21 protein-coding genes are annotated in these 19,757 nt (G+C 73.6%); 9 read left to right on the top strand and 12 right to left on the bottom strand.

The annotated features are described in order from the left end of the window. Nucleotides 1-64 precede the first annotated feature (64 nt). Nucleotides 65-1,264: a glycoside hydrolase family 16 protein gene (locus AC54T2_RS07195; RefSeq protein WP_496665863.1), complete on the top strand. Its 1,200-nt coding sequence runs from the start codon at nt 65-67 to the stop codon at nt 1,262-1,264. Nucleotides 1,265-1,307: 43 nt separating this feature from the next. Here AC54T2_RS07195 and menD read toward each other — a convergent pair whose 3' ends face one another. From menD to AC54T2_RS07180, 3 genes are read right to left on the bottom strand one after another with little or no spacing between them, the layout of a single operon-like run. Next, the gene (menD, locus tag AC54T2_RS07190) at nt 1,308-2,915 is read right to left on the bottom strand and encodes a 2-succinyl-5-enolpyruvyl-6-hydroxy-3-cyclohexene-1-carboxylic-acid synthase (protein ID WP_496665862.1); all 1,608 of its coding nucleotides are present in this window, start codon (nt 2,913-2,915) and stop codon (nt 1,308-1,310) included. Next, a complete protein-coding gene (locus AC54T2_RS07185) occupies nt 2,912-3,862 on the bottom strand; it encodes an o-succinylbenzoate synthase (protein WP_496665861.1) in 951 nt (316 codons plus the stop codon). The genes menD and AC54T2_RS07185 overlap by 4 nt, the downstream gene beginning before the upstream one ends. Continuing rightward, the gene (locus AC54T2_RS07180; protein ID WP_496665860.1) at nt 3,862-4,881 is read right to left on the bottom strand and encodes an AMP-binding protein; all 1,020 of its coding nucleotides are present in this window, start codon (nt 4,879-4,881) and stop codon (nt 3,862-3,864) included. The genes AC54T2_RS07185 and AC54T2_RS07180 overlap by 1 nt, the downstream gene beginning before the upstream one ends. 64 nt (nt 4,882-4,945) lie before the next feature. Here AC54T2_RS07180 and AC54T2_RS07175 point away from each other — a divergent pair, with 64 nt between their 5' ends. After that, nucleotides 4,946-5,233 (top strand): DUF1330 domain-containing protein, encoded by a 288-nt coding sequence (locus AC54T2_RS07175; protein ID WP_489975706.1) that lies wholly within the window; start codon nt 4,946-4,948, stop codon nt 5,231-5,233. A 28-nt stretch (nt 5,234-5,261) separates the two neighbouring features. On the opposite strand, the gene AC54T2_RS07170 is transcribed toward AC54T2_RS07175, so the two are convergent. After that, nucleotides 5,262-5,765 (bottom strand): mycothiol transferase, encoded by a 504-nt coding sequence (locus AC54T2_RS07170; protein ID WP_186340159.1) that lies wholly within the window; start codon nt 5,763-5,765, stop codon nt 5,262-5,264. Nucleotides 5,766-5,789: 24 nt separating this feature from the next. On the opposite strand from AC54T2_RS07170, the gene AC54T2_RS07165 reads away from it, so the two are divergent. The 5 genes from AC54T2_RS07165 (at nt 5,790) to AC54T2_RS07145 (ending at nt 10,823) form a co-directional block, all read left to right on the top strand. Beyond that, a complete protein-coding gene (locus AC54T2_RS07165) occupies nt 5,790-5,957 on the top strand; it encodes a hypothetical protein (protein ID WP_186340158.1) in 168 nt (55 codons plus the stop codon). A gap of 4 nt (nt 5,958-5,961) precedes the next feature. Then, a complete protein-coding gene (locus tag AC54T2_RS07160) occupies nt 5,962-7,221 on the top strand; it encodes a NupC/NupG family nucleoside CNT transporter (RefSeq protein WP_496665859.1) in 1,260 nt (419 codons plus the stop codon). Between the two features lie 81 nt (nt 7,222-7,302). Further along, nucleotides 7,303-8,658 (top strand): MFS transporter, encoded by a 1,356-nt coding sequence (locus tag AC54T2_RS07155; RefSeq protein WP_186340156.1) that lies wholly within the window; start codon nt 7,303-7,305, stop codon nt 8,656-8,658. Then, nucleotides 8,642-9,517 carry a 1,4-dihydroxy-2-naphthoate polyprenyltransferase gene (locus tag AC54T2_RS07150; RefSeq protein WP_496665858.1) on the top strand — a complete coding sequence of 292 codons (876 nt, stop codon included), beginning with the start codon at nt 8,642-8,644 and terminating at the stop codon, nt 9,515-9,517. The genes AC54T2_RS07155 and AC54T2_RS07150 overlap by 17 nt, the downstream gene beginning before the upstream one ends. A gap of 49 nt (nt 9,518-9,566) precedes the next feature. Next, nucleotides 9,567-10,823 (top strand): GNAT family N-acetyltransferase, encoded by a 1,257-nt coding sequence (locus tag AC54T2_RS07145; protein WP_496665857.1) that lies wholly within the window; start codon nt 9,567-9,569, stop codon nt 10,821-10,823. On the opposite strand, the gene AC54T2_RS07140 is transcribed toward AC54T2_RS07145, so the two are convergent. Continuing rightward, a complete protein-coding gene (locus AC54T2_RS07140; RefSeq protein WP_496665856.1) occupies nt 10,810-11,892 on the bottom strand; it encodes a DNA glycosylase AlkZ-like family protein in 1,083 nt (360 codons plus the stop codon). The genes AC54T2_RS07145 and AC54T2_RS07140 overlap by 14 nt on opposite strands. Before the next feature lie 17 nt (nt 11,893-11,909). Beyond that, nucleotides 11,910-12,194 carry a DUF4229 domain-containing protein gene (locus AC54T2_RS07135; RefSeq protein ID WP_186340152.1) on the bottom strand — a complete coding sequence of 95 codons (285 nt, stop codon included), beginning with the start codon at nt 12,192-12,194 and terminating at the stop codon, nt 11,910-11,912. Between the two features lie 36 nt (nt 12,195-12,230). Here AC54T2_RS07135 and AC54T2_RS07130 point away from each other — a divergent pair, with 36 nt between their 5' ends. After that, nucleotides 12,231-12,407 carry a hypothetical protein gene (locus tag AC54T2_RS07130; RefSeq protein WP_186340151.1) on the top strand — a complete coding sequence of 59 codons (177 nt, stop codon included), beginning with the start codon at nt 12,231-12,233 and terminating at the stop codon, nt 12,405-12,407. On the opposite strand, the gene ccsB is transcribed toward AC54T2_RS07130, so the two are convergent. The 6 genes from ccsB to hemL are packed head-to-tail and all read right to left on the bottom strand — an operon-like array spanning nt 12,321 to nt 18,391. Continuing rightward, complete coding sequence (gene ccsB / locus AC54T2_RS07125; protein WP_186340150.1) at nt 12,321-13,409, bottom strand: c-type cytochrome biogenesis protein CcsB; 1,089 nt, start codon at nt 13,407-13,409, stop codon at nt 12,321-12,323. The genes AC54T2_RS07130 and ccsB overlap by 87 nt on opposite strands. Then, nucleotides 13,406-15,064, bottom strand: coding sequence for a cytochrome c biogenesis protein ResB (gene resB, locus AC54T2_RS07120; protein WP_496665855.1), 1,659 nt, complete (start codon nt 15,062-15,064; stop codon nt 13,406-13,408). Before resB ends, ccsB begins: the two co-directional genes overlap by 4 nt. Further along, nucleotides 15,061-15,810 carry a cytochrome c biogenesis CcdA family protein gene (locus AC54T2_RS07115; protein ID WP_186340149.1) on the bottom strand — a complete coding sequence of 250 codons (750 nt, stop codon included), beginning with the start codon at nt 15,808-15,810 and terminating at the stop codon, nt 15,061-15,063. The genes resB and AC54T2_RS07115 overlap by 4 nt, the downstream gene beginning before the upstream one ends. Further along, the gene (locus AC54T2_RS07110) at nt 15,803-16,342 is read right to left on the bottom strand and encodes a TlpA family protein disulfide reductase (RefSeq protein WP_496665854.1); all 540 of its coding nucleotides are present in this window, start codon (nt 16,340-16,342) and stop codon (nt 15,803-15,805) included. The genes AC54T2_RS07115 and AC54T2_RS07110 overlap by 8 nt, the downstream gene beginning before the upstream one ends. 29 nt (nt 16,343-16,371) lie before the next feature. Then, complete coding sequence (locus AC54T2_RS07105; RefSeq protein WP_489975699.1) at nt 16,372-17,049, bottom strand: histidine phosphatase family protein; 678 nt, start codon at nt 17,047-17,049, stop codon at nt 16,372-16,374. 1 nt (nt 17,050) lies between these two features. Then, complete coding sequence (gene hemL, locus AC54T2_RS07100; RefSeq protein ID WP_496665853.1) at nt 17,051-18,391, bottom strand: glutamate-1-semialdehyde 2,1-aminomutase; 1,341 nt, start codon at nt 18,389-18,391, stop codon at nt 17,051-17,053. Nucleotides 18,392-18,516: 125 nt separating this feature from the next. Between hemL and AC54T2_RS07095 the strand changes: the two genes are divergently transcribed. Further along, nucleotides 18,517-19,743 carry a lytic transglycosylase domain-containing protein gene (locus tag AC54T2_RS07095; protein ID WP_496665852.1) on the top strand — a complete coding sequence of 409 codons (1,227 nt, stop codon included), beginning with the start codon at nt 18,517-18,519 and terminating at the stop codon, nt 19,741-19,743. The last annotated feature ends 14 nt before the right edge of the window (nt 19,744-19,757 follow it).

The following is a 19,757-nucleotide window of genomic DNA, read 5'->3' as shown; positions in this document are numbered from 1 at the left end:
CCTCCGACGGGTGGAGTGCCCTGGGGGAAACACCGAATCGCACCCGACACGAAGAGAGTCCTACATGTCTGCACGCCGCGTGCTCGCAGGCAGCGCTGCCGCGCTGCTCCTGCCCGCGTCCCTGCTCCTCACGGTCGAGACCGGCTCGGCCACCGACTCCGCGGCGAGGCCCGCGTCGACGTCGGTGACCGCCAAGGCCGGCCAGAAGATCTCGCTGGAGGTGCTCCCACAGATCGTCCAGCAGGGCAAGCGCACCGCCAGCGCCGACCAGGCCAAGGCCGCCGTCACCGCCACGATCAAGCCGGTCAAGGTCGGCCGCAAGGTCGTCCTCGAGCGGCTCGACGGGACCTCGTGGAAGAAGGTCGGCACCGCCAAGCAGGAGAAGTCGGGCGACGCCAACTTCACCGCCGCGGTGTCCAGCGGCGGCGCCGCCGTGACCTACCGCGCCACGGCCCAGAAGTTCAAGGGCCTCAAGAAGGTCACCAGCGGCACCGCCGACACCGCTCAGTGGCTGACCCCCACGTTCACCGACGAGTTCTCGGGCAGCTCGCTCGGCCCGGCGTGGAGCATGCGCGGCCAGGACTACGAGCCGGACAGCAAGCGCAAGTGCTCCAAGGGCGACCCGAAGGCCGTCAAGGTCTCCGGTGGCACCGTGCGCCTGAGCGTCATCAAGGACACGTCCACGAAGACGAAGTGCAAGGCCGCCTCGCGCAAGCTCAAGAAGAAGATCTCCTACCGCCTCAACGGCCACATCGGCACCGAGGGCATGTTCGACTACAAGTACGGCGTCGCCGCCGCGCGCATCAAGATGCACAAGTCGCAGGGCCAGCACTCCAGCTTCTGGTCGCAGCCCGTCGGTGGCAACGGCCCCGGCAGCGACGGCCACGAGATCGACATCATCGAGTACTTCGGTGACAAGCACCCGCAGGGTGGCCTCACGAGCTTCATCCACTGGTACAAGGGCAAGCGCCTGATCAAGACCGGCTCGTGGATCAAGGACTCGAAGTCGTTCCTGAAGAACAAGGGCGACGGCTGGTCGAAGAACTACCACGTCTTCTCGGTCCAGTGGACGCCGAAGACGATCATCTTCCGCATCGACGGCAAGGAGACCTGGCGCACGTCGGCCCGCGTCTCCAAGACGCAGCAGTACCTCATCCTGAGCCTTCTCGCCTCCGACTACGAGGCGCTGGAGATGAGCGACAAGAAGCTGCCGCAGCACATGTACGTCGACTGGGTCCGCGTGTGGGAGACCCCGCAGGCCTGATCGACTGCTCGACGTCGCACCACCGGATCCGCGCGTTGGCCCCTCAGGGGGCCAGCGCGCGGATTCTTGTGTCGAGGTCGGCGCGGTTGTCGCGGCGCACCCGCGCCTCGACCACCTCGATCCCGCCGTTGGGCGAGGCGAGGGCCTGCTCGAGCTCGGGCAGCCCGGTGACCCGCAGGTGGGGCACCCGCGCCGCCGCGCAGAGGCTGGCGACGTCGACGCCGTGCGGGGTGCCGAAGAGGGTGTCGAAGCGGTCGGCGTGCTCGGGCGCACCCTGCTCGAGCGTGGCGAAGATCGAGCCGCCGTCGTCGTTGACCACCACGAGCGTGAGGTCGGGACGCTCCTCGCGCGGGCCCAGGAACAGGCCCGTGGTGTCGTGGAGGAAGGTCACGTCGCCCATCAGCGCGAGCGCGCGCGTCGACCGCGGTCGGCCCAGTGCGGCGCCGATCGCGGTGCTCACGGTGCCGTCGATGCCCGCCAGGCCGCGGTTGGCGATCACCTTGCGGCGCCCGCCCACCTCGTAGGGGGCGACCATCAGGTCGAGGTCGCGGATCGGGTTGGACGCCCCGACCACCAGCAGCCCGCCGGGCGGCAGCGCGCGGCTCACCGCGCCCGCCACCTCGTAGGGCGTGAGGTCGGGCTCGGCGGCCAGCAGCCGGTCGAGCCCGCGCGAGACCGACCGGTCCGCGAGGCGCCACTCCTCGAGCCAGGCCGCGTCGTCGGTGCCGGCCGCGCGCACGCCGTCGTGGGCGTCGACCTCGACGGCCACCGGGAACGGACGCGTGGCCCACATGCCGCGCGGGCGCACGGAGACCACCTCGACGTCCTCGCGGGCCAGCAGCCGCGACACCGGGCGCGACAGGGTGGGGTGGCCGAGGACGACCACGCGCTCGACCCGCCGACCGAGGTCGCCGCCGAGCAGGAGCCGGTAGGTGCGCACCACGGCGTCACCGGTGCGGCAGCCGCTGCTCGGCTCGGCGAGCAGCGGCCAGCCGGCGCTCTCGGCGAGCTGGCGGGCGGGCGGGCCGGCGTCGTCCCCGGCGACCACCACGGTGCGCGGGCCGAGGGCGAGCTCCAGGGGCCGGGGTGCCCGCGGGGCCGCGGTGGCGGCCCACGCCGGCACGTCGCCTCCGTCCCACCCGTCGTCGGGCAGCAGCGGGTCGTCGAGCTGGACGTTGAGGTGCACCGGGCGCCGGTGCTCGTGCGAGCGGACGAACGCGAGCAGGTCGTCGAGGTCGGCCGCCGCGACGTCGAGGGTCGGCGCGAACTCCCCGAAGATGCCCGCCTGGTCGGTCGTCTGGTTGGCGCCGGTGCCGCGCAGCCGGGCCGGGCGGTCGGCCGTCACCACGACGAGCGGGACGGCCGCGTGCGCGGCCTCGACGACTGCGGGCAGCAGGTTGGCGACCGCAGTGCCCGAGGTGCAGCACACCGCCGCCGGCCGGCCGCTGACCTTGGCGAGGCCGAGCGCGAGGAACGCCGCCGTGCGCTCGTCCATGCGCGTGTGCAGGCGCAGACCGCCGGCCTGCGCGGCGTCGTAGAGGGCGAAGGACAGCGGTGCGTTGCGCGACCCCGGGGCCAGCACGACCTCCGTCACCCGGGCCCCGCGCAGGGCGGTGACGACGTCGCGGGCCAGGCGGGTGGAGGGGTTCACGGGGTCCGATCCTGCCCTACCGCCGCGAGCCGCTCGCGCCAGTGGGCGACCCGGTCGGGCGCGGCGGCGAGCCGCACGAGCGCCGACTCGTCGACCTCGGGCCGCTCGACCCGCAGCATCCCGTCGACCGGGAGCAGCGGCTCGGTCGCCACGTCGTCGGTGAGCAGCTGCACCGTCGCGAGCCCACAGGCGTGGTGCAGCTCGGGGAGCGCGGCGGCCAGGGCGACCCCGCCCGCGATGCCGACGCTCGACTCGACGGCGCTGGACACCACGACGGGCAGACCGATGTCCTCGGCGATCCGCAGGCAGGCGCGCACCCCACCGAGCGGCTGCACCTTGAGCACGGCGATGTCCGCCGCCTCGAGGTCACGCACCCGGTAGGGGTCCTCCGCGCGGCGGATCGACTCGTCGGCGGCCACCGGCACGTCCACCCGGCGGCGCACCACGGCGAGGTCCTCGACCGCCATGACCGGCTGCTCGACGTACTCCAGGCCGCCGGCGGCGCGGTCGAGGGCGCCGATCGCGCGGACCGCCTCGTCGACGTCCCACGCCCCGTTGGCGTCGACGCGCACCAGGCCGCCGGGCCCCAGCGCGTCGCGCACCGCCTCGACCCGTGCGAGGTCGTCGGCGAGGACCTGACCCCGCTCGGCGACCTTGACCTTCGCGGTGCGGCAGCCGCCGGCGGTGACGATCGCGTGGGCACGGTCGGGGTCGGTCGCGGGGACGGTCACGTTGACGGGCACGAGGGCGCGCAGCGGCTCCGGCCAGCCCTCGTCGGCCGCCTCGCGGGCGGCGACGAGCCACGGGCGCGAGGTGGGGTCGTCGTACTCCAGGAACGGCGACCACTCCCCCCACCCGGCCGGTCCGCGCAGCAGCACGCCCTCGCGCACGGTGATGCCGCGGAACCTCGTGCGCAGCGGGATCGAGAAGACGTAGGGCTCGTCCATCACAGGTCGTCCCGGAGCGCCTGGCGGTCGACCTTGCCGTTGGGCAGCAACGGCAGGCTCTCGACCCACCTGAACTCCCGCGGGGCCCACGACCGGGGGTGCACCAGGCTGACCCAGTCGCGCAGCTCGGCCTCGCGGACGTTGCCGACCACCACGGCGACCAGCCGCTGGCCCCACTCGGCGTCGGGGACGCCGATGACCTCGGCGTCCTCCACCAGCAGGTGCTCGCGCAGCCGCCGGGCGACCGCGGCGGCCGGGATCTTGACCCCGCCGCTGACCACGACGTCGTCGAGGCGGCCGATGATCTCGAGGCGGCCGTCGGCGTCGAGGCGCCCGGCGTCGGAGGTGAGGAACCAGCCGTCCACGACGCACTCGGCGGTCAGCTCCGGGTCGTCGTCGTAGTGGCTGAACAGGGTGGGGCCCGAGATCCGCACGCGTCCCTCGGCACCGATGGCCACCCCGACGCCGTCGAGGGGCACGCCGTCGTAGACGCAGCCGCCGGAGGTCTCCGAGGAGCCGTAGGTCGCGACGACGCGGACGCCCTGGTCCTCGGCCCGCCGGCGCACGTCGGGGTCGAGCCCGCCTCCGCCGACGAGGACGGCCTCACAGCGGGCGAGCGCGGCGACCTGCACGGGGTCGGCGACGATGCGGTGCAGCTGGGTGGGGACCAGTGAGGCGAAGGCGGGGACGCCGGCGGGGCCGGCCTCGATCGCCCGTGCGACGTCGAGGCCGTCGACGACCGCCGGCTCGTGGCCGGCGACGAGGGACCGGACGATCACCTGCACCCCGGCGACGTACGACGAGGGGAGCGCGAGCAGCCACCGGCCGGTCGCGCCGAGCCGCCGCGCGGACGCGTCCACGCTGGCCAGCACCGCGCGGCGCGGGATCACGACGCCCTTGGGCCGCCCCGTGGACCCGGACGTCTCGATGAGCAGCGGGGCCGGGGTGTCGGCCTCCAGCCACCGGGAGAGCTGCCTGATCGCGACCGAGGGCTCGCCGGAGGGACGCAGGAGACTCACACGCCGAACGCTAGTCGCTCGCCCGCGCCGAGCGCGACGGGCACCACGTCGTAGGGTCGCGCGCATGAGCGCGTACTGGATCACGACCTACACGGCCGTCCACGACCCCGACAAGGTCGCAGCCTACGCCGTGCTCGCCGGCCCGGCGCTCGTCGCCGCGGGTGGGCGGTTCCTCGTGCGGGGGGTGCCCGAGGCGACCTTCGAGAACGGTCGGGCGACGCGGACCGTCGTCATCGAGTTCGACTCGGTCGAGGCCGCCGTCGCCGCGCACGACAGCGCGGCCTACCAGGAGGCGCTGCGGGCGCTCGACGGCGGCGCCGACCGCGACATGCGCGTGGTGCCCGGGGCCTGAGGGGCCGGCGGGGCCCACCCCGCGCCGCTCACTCCGGCCGGTCGAGCACCAGCCGCTGGCCGCCGTCGGCGAGCTCGCGGCACGCGTCGAGGTGTCCGGCGTGCGTCGCGGTCTCCACGAGCACGTGCAGCAGCACCTCGCGCATCGTCGAGTAGGGCGGGTCCTCGCCCTCGAACCACCACGCCAGCGGCGCGTCCAGCGGCCGCCGGGCGATCACCTCGGTCGCGAGCCGGCACTCCTCCTCGTAGGCGCCCAGCACGTCGTCGTCGCTCAGGTCGATCGGGAGCCGCCAGCCGTCGTAGCCCACGGGGAGGGCGACCTGCTCGCCGCCGACCGCCGCACGGAACCACAGCCGCTCGACGTCGTGGGTGAGGTGGTGCACCAGCCCCAGCGGCGTCCACCCCGACGGGAGGGTCGAGACGCGCCGGTCCTCGATCCGCATCGCCTCGACCTGCTGCCGGACGTGGCGGCGCTTGCTCTCCAGCCAGTCGAGCAGGTCGTCGCGGGTGGTGTCGTGCGGGTTCGTGTCCACGTGGTCAGCGTGCCATGGTGGGGGATGGACGCCTTCCGGCTGGTCGTCACCGTCGTCGTGATGGTGGGGGTGGTGGTCGCCATCCTCCTCTTCGAGCGGCGCCGCGCCGACCGCATCACCCGCGACACCGGGCGGATGGCGCAAGGCCGCCCTGAGGGCGAGGCCCCGGACCAGGACCGCCGGCCGGAGTAGGGCCATGTCGGACCTGCGGGGGATCCTCGGCCTGGCGCTGCTGCTGCTCATCGCGGTCGCGCTGTCCACGCAGCGGCGCGGCATCTCGTGGCGCACCGTCGGTGTCGCGCTGGCCCTCCAGGTCGCCTTCGCGGCGCTGGTGCTGCGGTGGGGCCCGGGCAAGGACGCCCTCGAGTGGGTCTCCGACGGCGTGGCCACCCTCATCGGCTACGCCGGCGAGGGCACGACCTTCGTGTTCGGCCCCCTGCTGGAGGTGGGCGACGACGACCAGACGATCTTCGCCCTCCAGGTGCTCCCGGTGATCATCTTCCTGGGCGCGCTGATCGGCCTGCTCTACTACCTGAGGGTCGTGCAGTGGGCCACCTGGCTGCTGGGCGGCGCGCTCTCCAGGCTGCTCGGGATCAGCAAGGTCGAGTCGATGTACTGCGCGACGGTGATCTTCCTCGGCCAGTCCGAGGCGCCGCTGATGATCGCGCCCTACCTCCGCTCGCTGCGCCGCGGGCAGCTGTTCACCGTGATGACCGCGGGCTTCGCGGCCGCCGCCGGCTCGACGCTCGTGGGCTACTCGCTGCTGGGGGCTCCCCTGGAGTACCTGCTCGCCGCGACCGTGATGAACGCCCCCGCCTCGCTGCTGATGGCCAAGGTGATGTGGCCCGACAGCACGCCGGATGACGACGAGCTCGAGGGCGCGACCCCGGTCGACGCCGAGGAGGAGGTCGACGTGCGCGCGGTGCGCGACGAGGAGTCGACCAACGTCATCGACGCCATCGGGCACGGCACCCTGGCCGGGGCGCGGATCGCGGTCACCGTCGGCGCGCTGCTCATCGCGTTCGTCGCGCTGATCGCCCTGGCCGACGGGATCCTGGGCGCCGTCGGGTCCTGGGTCGGCATCGACGACCTCACCTTCGAGGGGATCCTCGGCTGGTGCCTGGCGCCGCTCGCCTGGCTGCTGGGCGTGCCCTGGTCGGAGGCGGGCCAGGCCGGCGGCTGGATCGGCGAGAAGACGGTGCTCAACGAGTTCGTCGCGTTCGCCAACTTCGGGCCCGAGATCGACAGCCTCTCCCCCGTCACCGTCGCCGTCGTGACGTTCGCGCTGGCCGGCTTCGCCAACGTCGCCTCGATCGCCATCCAGATCGGCACCCTCGGCTCCCTGCTTCCCGAGCGCCGCGGCGTGATCGCCCAGCTCGGGGTGCGGGCGCTGGTCGCCGGCGCGCTCGCCAACCTGGCCAACGCGGCGATCGCCGGCGTCGTGATCGCGATCTAGCCCCCGCACGAGGCGGGGCGTGACGCACGCGACCGAAAATCGCAGGACGGGCGTCGGTGCTGCGGGAGAGGATGGCCGGCGATGCTCACCGCACTGAAGAACTACGCCACTCCCCCCTCCACCCTCGCCGGACGGCTGTCGGTCCAGTCCCTCCTCTTCGCCTCCGGCGACGGCACGTTCCTCGCGGGATCGGCCGTGTTCTTCACCCTCGTGGTGGGGCTCTCCCTCGGCCAGGTGGGCATCGGCCTCACCATCGCCGCGATCGCGAGCTTCGTGGTGGCGGTGCCGATGGGCAAGCTCGTCGACCACTTCGGCCCCAAGCGGATGTGGACCTTGTCGGCCGCCTGCCAAGGTGCGCTCTTCCTGGCGTGGCCGTTCATCGACAGCTTCCCCGAGTACGTCGCGCTGGCCGTCGCGATGGAGGTCGCCGGCACCCTCGGCGGCACGGCGCACGGGGCGTACGTCATCGACATCCTCCCCCCGTCGGAGCGAGTGGAGTCGCGCGCCTACCTCTACTCCGCGCTCAACGTCGGCTTCAGCATCGGCGCGTTCCTCGGGGCGGGGGCGATCGCGTTCGGCACCGAGGCGCTGCGGTGGGCGCCGCTCCTGAGCGCGGTGCTGTTCCTGTGCAACAGCGCCGCCATCCCCCGGCTGCCCGACGCCACCCACGACGTCCGCAGCTCCGAGCCACGGGCCAAGCCGGAGGGCATCCCGGCGATCCGCAACCGCAGCTGGATCGCCGTCACCTTCTTCACCGGTGTCATGTGGACCAACCAGGTGCTGCTCCACACCGTCATCCCGGTGTGGCTGGTGACCGAGACCGACGCCCCCAAGGTGCTGGTGGCGGTGCTCTTCGGCACCAACACCGTGATGTGCATCGTGCTGCCGCGCCTGGCGTCGCGTGGCATCCGCGACGTCACGACCGCCCTGCGCGCCGTCCGCCTCTCCACGGTCTTCTTCGTCCTGACCTGCCTGGTCACCCTGGCCACCCACGAGACGACCGGGTGGCTCACCATCGCGCTGTTCTTCCTCGGTCACGTCGTCCTGACCTGGGCCGAGCTCTACCTCTCCGCATCGGGGTGGACGCTCGAGGCCGAGCTGATGGACCCCCGTCGCCGCGGTGACTACCAGGGCGTCTCGGAGCTCGGCGGCACCCTCGGACGGTTCTGGGCGCCCGCGGTCTACGGCTTCCTCGCGATGGAGTGGGGGGCCTTCGGCTGGCTGACGATCGCGGTGATCGTCGTCGTCGCCGCCGCCGGGCTGCACGTGTCCGCGCACGCGGGCCGCCGCTTCCTCGAGCAGCACGTGCCCGCCGACGTGCTGGCCGACGCGCGCGCGGACGGGCCTGCGCCGGAGGACGCGGCCGCCGGCGGGCCGCCCACGATGCTCGAACCCGACGGGCCCCTGCCAGAATCCACCGGTGACCTCCTCCGCTGACTGGCTCGCCGGCGCCCGGCCGCGCACCCTCCCCGCGGCGGTCGCGCCCGTGCTCGCCGGCACCGGCGTCGCGGCGTACGTCGACCACGCCGTGTGGTGGAAGGCGCTGCTCGCCCTCGTGGTGAGCCTGGCGCTGCAGGTCGGGGTCAACTACGCCAACGACTACTCCGACGGCGTGCGCGGCACCGACGCCGACCGGGTCGGCCCCATGCGCCTCGTCGGCTCGGGGGCGGCGTCGCCGGGTGCGGTCAAGGCCGCCGCCTTCGCCGCCTTCGGCGTGGCCGCGGCCGCGGGCCTGGTGCTCGCCGCCACGACCGCGTGGTGGATCGTCGCGGTCGGGGTCGTGTGCGTGGTGGCCGCGTGGTTCTACACCGGCGGGCAGCGGCCCTACGGCTACCTCGGCCTCGGCGAGGTGATGGTCTTCGTCTTCTTCGGCCTGGTGGCGGTCGTCGGCACCACCTACGTGCAGACCGGGACCTGGGAGTGGCCGGCGCTCTACGCCGGCGTCGGCATCGGTGCGCTGGCGTGCGCGATCCTGGTCGCCAACAACCTCCGCGACATCCCGACCGACACAGTCGCCGGCAAGCGGACGCTGGCGGTGCGCCTCGGCGACGAGCGCACCCGCTACGCCTACGCGTTCCTGGTGCTGGTCGCCGCCGCCGCGGTGGTGGCCGTCGCGGCCGCCACCACCTGGTGGGCGCTCCTCGGCCTGGCGTTCCTGGCCCGCGCGCTGCCCCCGACCCGGGCCGTGCTCGGCGGGGCCACCGGCGGCGGGCTCGTCCCGGTGCTGGCCGCGACCGGCGCCGCCGAGCTGCTCTGGTCGCTGCTGGTCGCCGGCCCGCTGCTGGTGCTCTCCTGACGCCGTAACCCGTTGGCGGGGGGCCGCCCGCGCTGACTAGCGTTGAGGCGTGGACTACGACTTCGCCATCCTCGACCTCTCCGACGACGCGGAGCCGGCCGTCGCACGGCTCCGTGGCTGGGTCGGCGCTGTGCTGCGCGGCTTCCGCGACCCCCGACCCGACGACGAGCTGGTCGAGCGGGGGATCGGGCACTACCGCACGGACCGGGTCACGGTCCGGGGCGCCTGGCTGCCCGACGCCGAGCTCGGCTCCGGCCCGATGCCCGTCGCGACCTACGCCAGCCTCGACAAGACCCTCAACGCCGGCCGCGAGCTGCTGCCGCTGCGGATGGTCACCGACGTCACCACCAGCCCGGCGCACCGTCGCCGCGGCCTGCTGCGGCGGATGATCGAGGCCGACCTCGCGGACGCGGTCGAGCAGCGGATCCCGGTCGCGGCGCTGACCGCGTCCGAGGCCACGATCTACGGCCGGTGGGGCTTCGGTCCGGCGACGTTCCGGCACGGCGTCGAGGTCGACACCTCGCCCGGCTTCGCCTTCCGGTCCTTCGTCGACCCCGGCCGCGTCGAGCTGCTCGAGCCGGCCGACGCCTGGCCCCACGTCGAGGCGGTCTTCACCGCCTTCCACGCCCGTCAGCGCGGGTCGGTGGAGTGGCCCACGCAGTACGAGGACATCCACTCCGGTGCCTACGACTTCAACGGCAGCGGCAGCAACCGCAGGATCCGCACCGCCGTGCACGTCGGCGACGACGGGCGCGTCGACGGCTTCGCCATCTACAAGCACGGCGAGAAGGACTCCGTGAACGTGGAGGAGATGGCCGCGCTCACCACCGAGGCGCAGCTCGGGCTGTGGTCGTTCCTGGCCGGCCTCGACCGGGTCAGGACGGTCTCCTTCGGCATGTTCCACCCCCAGGACCCGCTCATGTGGGCGCTGAGCGACCTCAACCGGGTGCGCACCACCGCGCTGCGGGAGTTCCTGTGGCTGCGCGTCCTCGACGTCCCGCGCGCGCTCGCGGCGCGCCCGTGGGCGGCGGAAGGGACGGTCGTGCTCGAGGTCGACGACCCGCAGGGCCACGCGGCCGGCAGCTTCGAGCTGACGTCGGCCGCCGGCGTCGCCACGGTCGTCCCCACCGACGGGGCCGGCGAGGTCCGGGTCACCGCCGAGACCCTGGGCTCGCTGTTCCTCGGCGCGGTGCCGGTGCTCCAGCTGCGCCGCGCCGGGCGCGTCGAGGGCACCGACGAGGCCGTCCGACGCTTCGCCGCGATGGCCGACCTCGACGAGCAGCCCTACAACCTCACGGGGTTCTGAGCTCCAGGTCGGCACCGAGGAGCGCGCCCAGCCGGGTCGCCTCGGCCGCCAGGCCGGGCGCCGGCGGCGCGTCCACCTCCAGCACGTCGCCGCGCACCCGCCACGTCCCGGCGACGGTGCCGTCGACCACGACGGGGGCGGCTCCGCGGGTCATCGCCGGTCGGAGGGCGGGCGGCACCACCCAGGTGTCGTCGGTGCCTGGTCCCATGACCCAGTCGTCCTTGCCGGGCAGCAGCACCACGGTCGGCTCCGGGCGCGCGGACGCGAGATCGTCGGCGTGCCCGGCGAGCAGCCACCGCCGCTCCCCCTCGACGTCCGCCTCGACGAGGTCGTCGCCCACCTGGTCCCACCACCGCTGGAGGCGCCGTCGGCCGGCGCTGAGGCCCCCGCTGAGCCAGTGCTCGACGTGCGCCGGCGTGGTGGGCCCGTAGGCGTCGACGTACTCCAGCACGGCCCGCGGGCCGGCCTCCTCGAGGTCGGGGACACCGGCCCACCCGGGCGCGGCCGCGGGGCTCTGGAGGTCGAGTGCGGACAGGTCCGGGCCGAGCACGACGTCACCCTGCCACGCGAAGGGCTTGAGGAACGTGTGGTTGGGCTCGGCGAACTCGCGCGCCAGGTGGGCGAAGCGAGCGGAGCCGGCGAGCACGTCGGCGACCGCCTGCGGGGAGACGGGACCGTCGGCCACGACATCGCGGACGATCGCGCGCAGGTCGGGCCAGTCCTCGGGCGCGAGCCGGTAGTGCTCGACCCAGCTCCGCAGCGCCCACTGCCGCCCCGCCGAGCGGAGCGCGAGGTAGACGCCGGCGGTCTCGGGTGCCATCAGCTGCACCGACCCGCGGAAGGAGAAGGTCCGCACGAGCCGGCCGTCGGCCAGGGCCCGCTGCACCTCCCCCGGCGCCCCGGGGGCGGCCAGGCGCCGGCGCACGGACAGGTCGGGGTCGGCGCCGAAGACCGAGACCGCGGCCAGCGTCCGGACGACCTCAGTGGCGTCGGCGGCGCCGACGAGCAGGTGCTGACGGCGCAGGCGCCACGCGAGCGCTCGGCGCCGGTCCACCCGCAGCGGCGCCACGGCGGATCGGTCCTGCCTCAGTCGCGCTCGGCGCCGGGACGTTCCTCGTCCTCGCGGGCCTTGCGGGCCTCGAAGGCCGCCGACGCCCGCGAGGCGCGCTCCTCGACCCGCCGGGCGAAGGCCTCGCGCTGGCGGTCGAGGATGAAGTAGGACGCGATGCCCGACATCAGGAAGGCCGCGATCACGGCCCAGAACAGGTTGTAGCGGCCATCGAGGAACAGGGCCATGACGCCGACGACGACGCCGAACGACGCCAGGAACAACAGGACCCGCATGGCGGTGTAGACGACGAACTCCTTCACGACACCAGACTAGGCGCCCCCCACTACATTGGAGGAATGCTGAAGGTCCTGCTCGTCGTCGCCGCCATCGCGATCGTCGTGTGGTTCCTGGTCAGGCTGACGCTGCGCCGCCTCGACGGCGGCACGTCACCGCGCCCGCGGGTGATCGGACCCGACGACGACCCCGACTTCCTCCGCGGACTCGACCGTCCGCGCGACCCCGACGACGACTGACGTCTCCGGCGCGGCGCCCTCGGCGTAGGAGTGCTGGCTGGTGCTGCTGAAGAAGTTGATGCCGATGAAGTTGAACCACAGCGTCGCGGCTCCCACCAGCGCCAGGATCGCCGCGTTGCGCCCGCGCCAGCCCGCCGTCGCGCGGGCGTGCAGGTAGGCGGCGTAGACCACCCAGGTGATGAAGGCCCACACCTCCTTCGGGTCCCAGTTCCAGTAGGCGCCCCACGCCTGGTGGGCCCAGATCGGCCCGGTGATGAGGACCGCGAAGGTCCACACGGGGAAGCCGAAGGCGTGCATCCGGTAGGACAGCCGGTCCAGCACCTTGGGCTCGGGCACCCGGGCGAGGTAGCCGGTGGTGGCCGACGAGCGGGCCTTGACCAGGTAGAGACCCGACAGCAGCGCGCCGATGGTGAACGCCCCGGTCGCGATCACCGCCGAGACCACGTGGATGACCAGCCACGGCGAGTTCAGGGCGTCGGGCAGGGGCAGCAGGGCGTCGTCGAGGCCGAGGAAGGCCGCCATGAGCGCGGCCACGACGAACGTCGTCACCAGCGGGCCGAGCCACTCGATGTCGAGACGCAGCGTGGCCAGCACGAAGATCAGCGCCACCACGAAGGTGCCGGAGATCGTGAACTCGTACATGTTGCCCCACGGCACCCGGTTGGGGTCCGCCGCGAGGCCACGGGCGACGAGGGCGACGAGGTGCACGAGGACCGCGAAGACGGTCAGCACCAGCCCGAGGCGGGCGGCCACCTCGGTGCGGCGTCCGCCGTCGGCGGCCCCGGTGCTCGGCCCGGTGCTCGGCCCGGTGCTCGGCCCGGCGCCGACTGACTCGGTGCCGCGTCCGGCTCCCACACCGACGCCTGCCGCCACCGGCTCGGCCCTGCCCACGGTGCGCAGGCCGGCCAGCTGGAAGAAGTAGGCCAGCATCGCGAGGAAGTAGAGCACCGCGGCGGCGATGACGCCCTGGTAGCTGAACACCTCCCACTGTGCGTCGGTCACGACTGCTCCTCATCCTTGGTGGTGGTGGTGCTGTTCGTCCGGGTGGTGCCGGTCGGGTGCTGCAGGTCGTCGACGATCGCGGCCAGCTCGGCGGCCCCGTCCTCGGGATCGCCCGCCGACGACCGGTCGAGCCGGGCCAGCTCCACCAGTGTGCTCCCGTCGTCCTGCCGGCGCGCGCGCACCCACAGGCGCCGCGGGCGCACGAAGAGGGAGCCCAGCAGTCCCAGCAGCGCGAGGACCACCCCGGCCAGGGCGACCAGCTTGCCCGGCGACCGGCTGATCTGGATCTTGTTCCAGCGCTGGAGCCCCTCGAACGTCACGGTGCCGAGCCCGTCGGGAAGCGTCACGGTCTCGCCGGGGCGCAGGTCGAGCCGGAACGGCTGGCCATTGGCCTTCATCACCTGCGTGGCGTCGGCCTTGTCGAGGACGTAGACGGACGAGGCGCTGCCGTCGACCAGGCCCAGGTCGCCGGTCCAGAGGCTCATCGAGAGCAACGGATCGAGGGCGTCGCCCCACACCGAGGCGGGCATGGTCAGGTTGCCGTCGGCGTCGCGTCCCATCGCGAAGGTCGGGTAGAAGGCGCCCTCGAGCCCGATCTGGCCCGGGCGCGCGAACGGCGCCTTGACCACGCCGAAGGACTCGAAGGTCTGCGCGTTGGTCGGCAGGAAGACCACGGGGCCGCTCTTGGCGACCTCGCCCTCCCCGTCGCGGATCGTGATCACGGGCGCGTAGCCGTGGCCGATGAGGAAGACGTCGGTGCCGCCGATGGTCAGCGGGTGGTTGACCCGGAGGTCGTAGCGCTTGGTCTCGCCGCCCGGCTCGGTCTCGTAGTCGATCTCGGCGACGAACTCGCGGGCCATCCCGGCCCGCTCGCCCTCGGTGAGCCAGTCGACGTCGAAGTCGGTGATGCTGAAGGAGAACGGCTCCATGACGTCGGGGTCGAAGAGCGCGCCCGGCGCGAAGTCGTCGTACTGGGTGAGGTTGTTGGAGAACCCGTAGTCGTCGCCGTTGAGCAGGATGACGCCGCCCTTGTAGCCGAACAGGCTCCCGGCGGCCACGCCGACCAGCACGACGATGACGGCGAGGTGGAACAGCAGGTTGCCGGCCTCGCGGAGGTGCCCGCGCTCGGCGGCGACCGCGTCGGACCCGGCGACGTGGTCGACGCGGAAGCGACGCCTCCGCACCACGTCGGCGGCCCGGGCCAGCACGACGTCGGGGTCCTCGTCGGTGGTGTACGACGTGCTCTCCGGCAGGCGGGAGAGGTGGCGGGGCGCCTTGGGCGGCCGGGCGCGCAGGGCGCGGGCGTAGACGAACAGGCGCGGGATGATGCAGCCGATCAGCGAGATCATCAGCAGGATGTAGATCGCGGCGAACCACACCGACCCGTAGACGTTGAACAGGTCGAGCCGGTCCCAGATCGGGGCCAGCTGCGGGTGGTTGTCGCGCCACTGGCTGACGGCCAGCGAGTCGATGTTCTCCTGGGGGATCACCGACCCCGGGATCGCGGCGAGCGCGAGCAGCAGGAGCAGCACGAGAGCCGTGCGCATCGACGTCAGCTGGCGCCACGTCCACCGGCCGAGCTCGCGAGCGGTGAGGTCGGTGGGCAGCGCGGTGGCCTGCCGGTCGTCGGAGGGTCGCTGCTGGAGGTCGGTCACACCGGCACCGCGAATCCCTGGACGACCTGCAGCTGGAGCCACTGCACGATGCGGTCCCACCAGCCGGTCACGAGCAGGATGCCGACGGCGATCATCATCACCCCGCCGAGGCGTACGACCAGCACCTGGTGGCGCCGGATGACGGCGAACGCGCCGAGCATCCGGCGGTAGGCCAGCGCGGCGGCGATGAAGGGCAGGCCGAGGCCGAGCGCGAAGACGGCCGACAGCAGCGCGCCGCGGCCGGCGGTGGCCTCGTTGACCGACAGCACGTTGATCGCCGCCAGCGTCGGGCCGACGCAGGGCGTCCAGCCGACGCCGAACAGGAAGCCGAGCAGCGGTGCGGCGGCGAGCCCCACGGCGGGCACCTTGTGGATGCGCCAGTCGCGCTGGAGGAAGCCGAAGGCGCCCAGGAACGCGACGCCCAGCAGGATCGTGATGACGCCCAGCACCAGGTTGAGCTGGCGGGTGTGGGTGAACAGCCACGCGCCGGCGGCACCGGTGAGGCTGCCCAGCAGCACGAAGACGACCGAGAAGCCGAGCACGAAGAGCGTCGCGCCCAACACCATGCGGCTGCGGCGGGCCTGGTCGAGCTCGCCGCCGGAGATGCCGGTGGCGTAGGACAGGTAGCCCGGCAGCAGCGGGATGACGCACGGGCTGAAGAACGAGATCAGGCCGGCAGCGAGGGCGACGGGCAGGGCGAGCACCATCGACCCGGACAGCGCCGTCTCCTGGAACCAGTCACTCATCGAGCACCGCCTCGACGAGCGAGACCAGCGTCTGCGTGGTCGGCACCCGGCCGTTGACCGAGGCGGCGACGCGGCCCTCGCGGTCGAGGACGACCGTGCTCGGGATGGAGCGCGGCGTCAGCGTGCCCGCGAACGGCAGCAGGGCGGCACCGTCGGCGGAGTAGATCGAGGGGTAGGGCACCTCGAGGTCGCGGACGTAGGCGGCCGCGTCGTCGCGCGAGGCGTCGCGGATGTTGAGACCGAGGAACTCCACGTCGTCGCCGAGCGCCTCGGCCGCCTCGTTGAGGTCGGGCTGCTCGCGGATGCACGGCGGGCACCACGACGCCCACACGTTGACCACGACCGGCGCGCCTCGCAGGTCGGCGAGGTGGACCTCCTCGCCGTCGAGGTCGGTGCCGGTCAGCGAGACCGGCTCGCCGCGGTCGGCGGGGGCCACCTCGGTCGGGACGCCGGTGCCGGAGATGTAGCCCTTGTCGCCGGTGCCGGACAGGCTGGAGCAGCCCACCAGCGCGAGCAGGCAGGCCAGGCCCACGAGGAGCCTCAGGAGGGGGCGGACGAGCGTCAGGGCCGGTCCTCCCGGGGAGCGCCACCGGCGGAGAACGGCGCGGACCGGTCGGCCACCGGGATCAGGTCGCCGGCCGGCTCGGAGTAGCGGATCTGCACCATCCGGTCGTCGTCGAACACGACGCTGGTGAGCGAGCACAGCGTGCACTGGCGGGTCTTGGGGTGGTGGAGGTAGCTGCGCTTCTCCAGGAACAGCCGCGTCGTCCAGATCGGCAGCTGGTGGGAGACCACCACCGCCTCGTGGCCGACGGCCGCGTCGCGGGCGTCGTGCACCGCCGCCACCATCCGCCCGGCGATCTCGTCGTAGGGCTCGCCCCACGACGGTCGGAACGGGTTGTACATGTGGCGCAGCAGGTCGGGGCGCTTGACGAACGTCATCGCGCCGGCGCTGAAGTCGACGCCCTGGAACTTGTTGCCGGACTCGATGACCCGTGGGTCGATCTGCGGGGTGATCCCGAGCCGGGTCGCGAGGGGCGCGAGGGTCTCCTGCGCCCGCTCCAGCGGCGACGTGCGCAGGTGCACGATGTCGCGGTCGCCGATGGTCGCGGCGACGCGCCGTGCCATCTGCTGGCCGAGCTCGGAGAGGTGGAAGCCGTCCATCCGGCCGTAGAGCACGCCGTCGGGGTTGTGCACCTCACCGTGGCGCAGCAGGTGGACGATCGTCTGGACACCCATGTCAGTGACCTCCCGCCGCTGCGGCCGCGGCGGCGGCGGCCGGCAGGGCCTCGATGACGGTGGAGACCGCCCGCTCGTCGTGGGCGGCGGAGACGAACCACGCCTCGTAGGCCGAGGGCGGCAGGTAGACGCCGCGGTCGAGCATCGCGTGGAAGAACGCGGCGTACGCCGCGGTGTCCTGCCCGCTCGCCTCGGCGAAGTCGCGGACCGGCGCCTCACGGAAGAACACCGAGAACATGGTGCCGGCCGTCTGGACCACGTGGGGGACGCCGGCCGCCTCGAGGTGCTCGGCCACGGCGGCGCGGATCGTCCGCGCGGTGGCGTCGAGCTGCACGTAGACCCCGGGGGTCGCGAGCCGCAGCGTGGCGAGCCCCGCCGTGGTCGCGACCGGGTTGCCCGAGAGCGTGCCGGCCTGGTAGACGCGGCCCTCTGGCGCGAGGTGGGCCATCAGGTCGGCCCGGCCGCCGAAGGCCGCGGCCGGGAAGCCGCCGCCCATCACCTTGCCGAAGGTCATCAGGTCGGGCGCCCACCCCTCGATCGCCCCGTCGAGCCCCCAGCCGCCCTGCGCGGTGGCGCGGAAGCCGGTCATCACCTCGTCGCTGATGAACAGCGCGCCGTGCGCCCGGCAGGTCTCGGCGAGGAACGCGTTGAACCCCGGGGCCGGCGGGACGACGCCCATGTTGCCGGGCGAGGCCTCGGTGATCAGGCAGGCGATGCGCGGGCCGTGGACCTCGAAGGCCGCCCGGACCGCCTCGCGGTCGTTGTAGGGCAGGACCAGCGTCTCCGCAGCCGACGAGGCCGGCACCCCGCTGGTGCCGGGGACGGCGAGCGTCGCCACGCCGGAGCCGGCCTCGGCCAGCAGCGGGTCGACGTGGCCGTGGTAGCAGCCGGCGAACTTCACGACGAGGTCGCGACCGGTCGCCCCACGGGCCAGGCGGATGGCCGACATGGTCGCCTCGGTGCCGGAGGAGACGAGGCGGACCCGCTCGACCGGGGTGCGGGCCACGATCTCCTCGGCCAGCTCGACCTCGGGCTCGGTGGGGGTGCCGTAGGACGTGCCGCGAGCCACGGCGGCCGCCACGGCCGCCTGCACCTCGGGGTGGGCGTGACCGAGCAGCATCGGGCCCCACGAACAGATCAGGTCGACGTAGGCGTTGCCGTCGGCGTCGGTGAGCCAGGCCCCGGACGCGGAGGTGATGAAGCGTGGCGTCCCACCGACCGCGGTGAACGCGCGGACCGGCGAGTTCACGCCGCCGGGCGTCACGGCACGGGCACGCTCGAACCAGGCCTCACTGGCCGCTGTGCTCGAGGTGGTGGTCGCGGATGTGGTCGCGGGGGTCACCGGGTCATTGTCACGCAGGTGTGCAAGGGATACCCAGTCGGCGCCCGCCCCCGGTGGCCGGGTGTGGGTTGGCGCACAGCCCGCGCACGCGTAACTTGGTGGGAACGACGACCGAGGGGGTGCGCATGGCGGGTCCGGCCAGGCTGCGCCGCGCGATCGCCATCGTCCCGCTGGCGGTGCTCTCCGCGGCGTGGACGGCGAGCCTCTCCGGTGCGGGCGTCGGCACCGCGACCGCCGACCCCGACGGCTCCCGCACGCTCCCCGACGGCACCGCGCTGCCCGAGGCCGCCATCGAGGCGCCCGCCAGCGTGGGCGACGCCGTGAGCCGCACCGCCACCCTCTCCGCCGACACCGCGGGCGACATCCCGCAGGCGGCGCTGTCGGCCTACCAGCGCGCCGAGGCCGTGATCAACAAGGCCGACCCGGGGTGCCACCTGCCGTGGGAGCTCGTCGCCGCCATCGGGCGCGTCGAGTCCGACCACGGCCGCTTCGGGGGCAGCGCCCTCGACGAGGACGGCGTGGCCCGCCCGGGCATCGTCGGCGTCGCGCTCGACGGCACCGGCGACACCCAGCGCATCGTCGACACCGACGCCGGGCAGTACGACGGTGACACCCGCTTCGACCGCGCGGTGGGGCCCATGCAGTTCATCCCCTCGACCTGGTCGGTCGTCGGCGTGGACGGCGACGCCGACGGCACCCGCGACCCCCAGGACGTCGACGACGCCGCGCTCGCCACGGCCGTCTACCTCTGCTCCGGCGACGACGACCTGTCGGGCGAGCAGGGCCAGCGTGCCTCGGTCTACCGCTACAACCACTCCAACGACTACGTCGACCTGGTGCTGGAGGTCATGCGGGCCTACCTCGACGGCGACTTCAGCGCCGTCCCGAGCCTCAGCCTGCCCCCCGGCACCGTCTCCGCCTCCCCGAGCACCACCTCGACCGGCGGCCCCGGCCGGGGCGGCGGCCAGGGCGGCGGGAGGGACGACGGCGCGGGCGGCGGCCAGGGCGTCGACGACGGTGGCGGCGGGGACGGCGACTCGTCGCCCACCAAGGACCCGACGCCCACCCAGACGCCGACGCCGAATCCGACGCAGACGCCCACCCAGACCCCCACCCAGACGCCGACCCAGAATCCGACGCAGACGCCCACGCAGTCGCCGACGAAGGACCCCACGGCGACCCCGACCCAGACCCCGACCCAGACCCCGACCTCGGTGCCCACCACGGTCCCGACGCTCGTCCCGACGCAGCCGATCGGTCAGACGCTCACCTGGGCGCAGGCGCACGCCCAGTGCCTGGTGTCCGACCCGCTCCGCCTCGACGCCTGCATCGCGGCCCTGCTCAACCCCTGACCCGCGAGCGGTCG

Source organism: Nocardioides sp. Z35_8, from assembly GCF_059621125.1.
Note: the sequence above shows the minus strand (reverse complement) of the source record. Positions and strands in the feature narration are given on the sequence as shown.

Bases quoted from the DNA above. Each gene is read 5' to 3' on its own strand.
- AC54T2_RS07175 (WP_489975706.1), top strand. From the start codon at position 4,946: ATGAGCGCGTACTGGATCACGACCTACACGGCCGTCCACGACCCCGAC.
- AC54T2_RS07165 (WP_186340158.1), top strand. From the start codon at position 5,790: ATGGACGCCTTCCGGCTGGTCGTCACCGTCGTCGTGATGGTGGGGGTG.
- AC54T2_RS07115 (WP_186340149.1), bottom strand. From the start codon at position 15,810: ATGAGTGACTGGTTCCAGGAGACGGCGCTGTCCGGGTCGATGGTGCTC.
- AC54T2_RS07160 (WP_496665859.1), top strand. From the start codon at position 5,962: ATGTCGGACCTGCGGGGGATCCTCGGCCTGGCGCTGCTGCTGCTCATC.
- AC54T2_RS07130 (WP_186340151.1), top strand. From the start codon at position 12,231: ATGCTGAAGGTCCTGCTCGTCGTCGCCGCCATCGCGATCGTCGTGTGG.
- AC54T2_RS07195 (WP_496665863.1), top strand. From the start codon at position 65: ATGTCTGCACGCCGCGTGCTCGCAGGCAGCGCTGCCGCGCTGCTCCTG.
- AC54T2_RS07095 (WP_496665852.1), top strand. From the start codon at position 18,517: ATGGCGGGTCCGGCCAGGCTGCGCCGCGCGATCGCCATCGTCCCGCTG.
- AC54T2_RS07185 (WP_496665861.1), bottom strand. From the start codon at position 3,862: ATGGACGAGCCCTACGTCTTCTCGATCCCGCTGCGCACGAGGTTCCGC.
- AC54T2_RS07105 (WP_489975699.1), bottom strand. From the start codon at position 17,049: ATGGGTGTCCAGACGATCGTCCACCTGCTGCGCCACGGTGAGGTGCAC.
- AC54T2_RS07155 (WP_186340156.1), top strand. From the start codon at position 7,303: ATGCTCACCGCACTGAAGAACTACGCCACTCCCCCCTCCACCCTCGCC.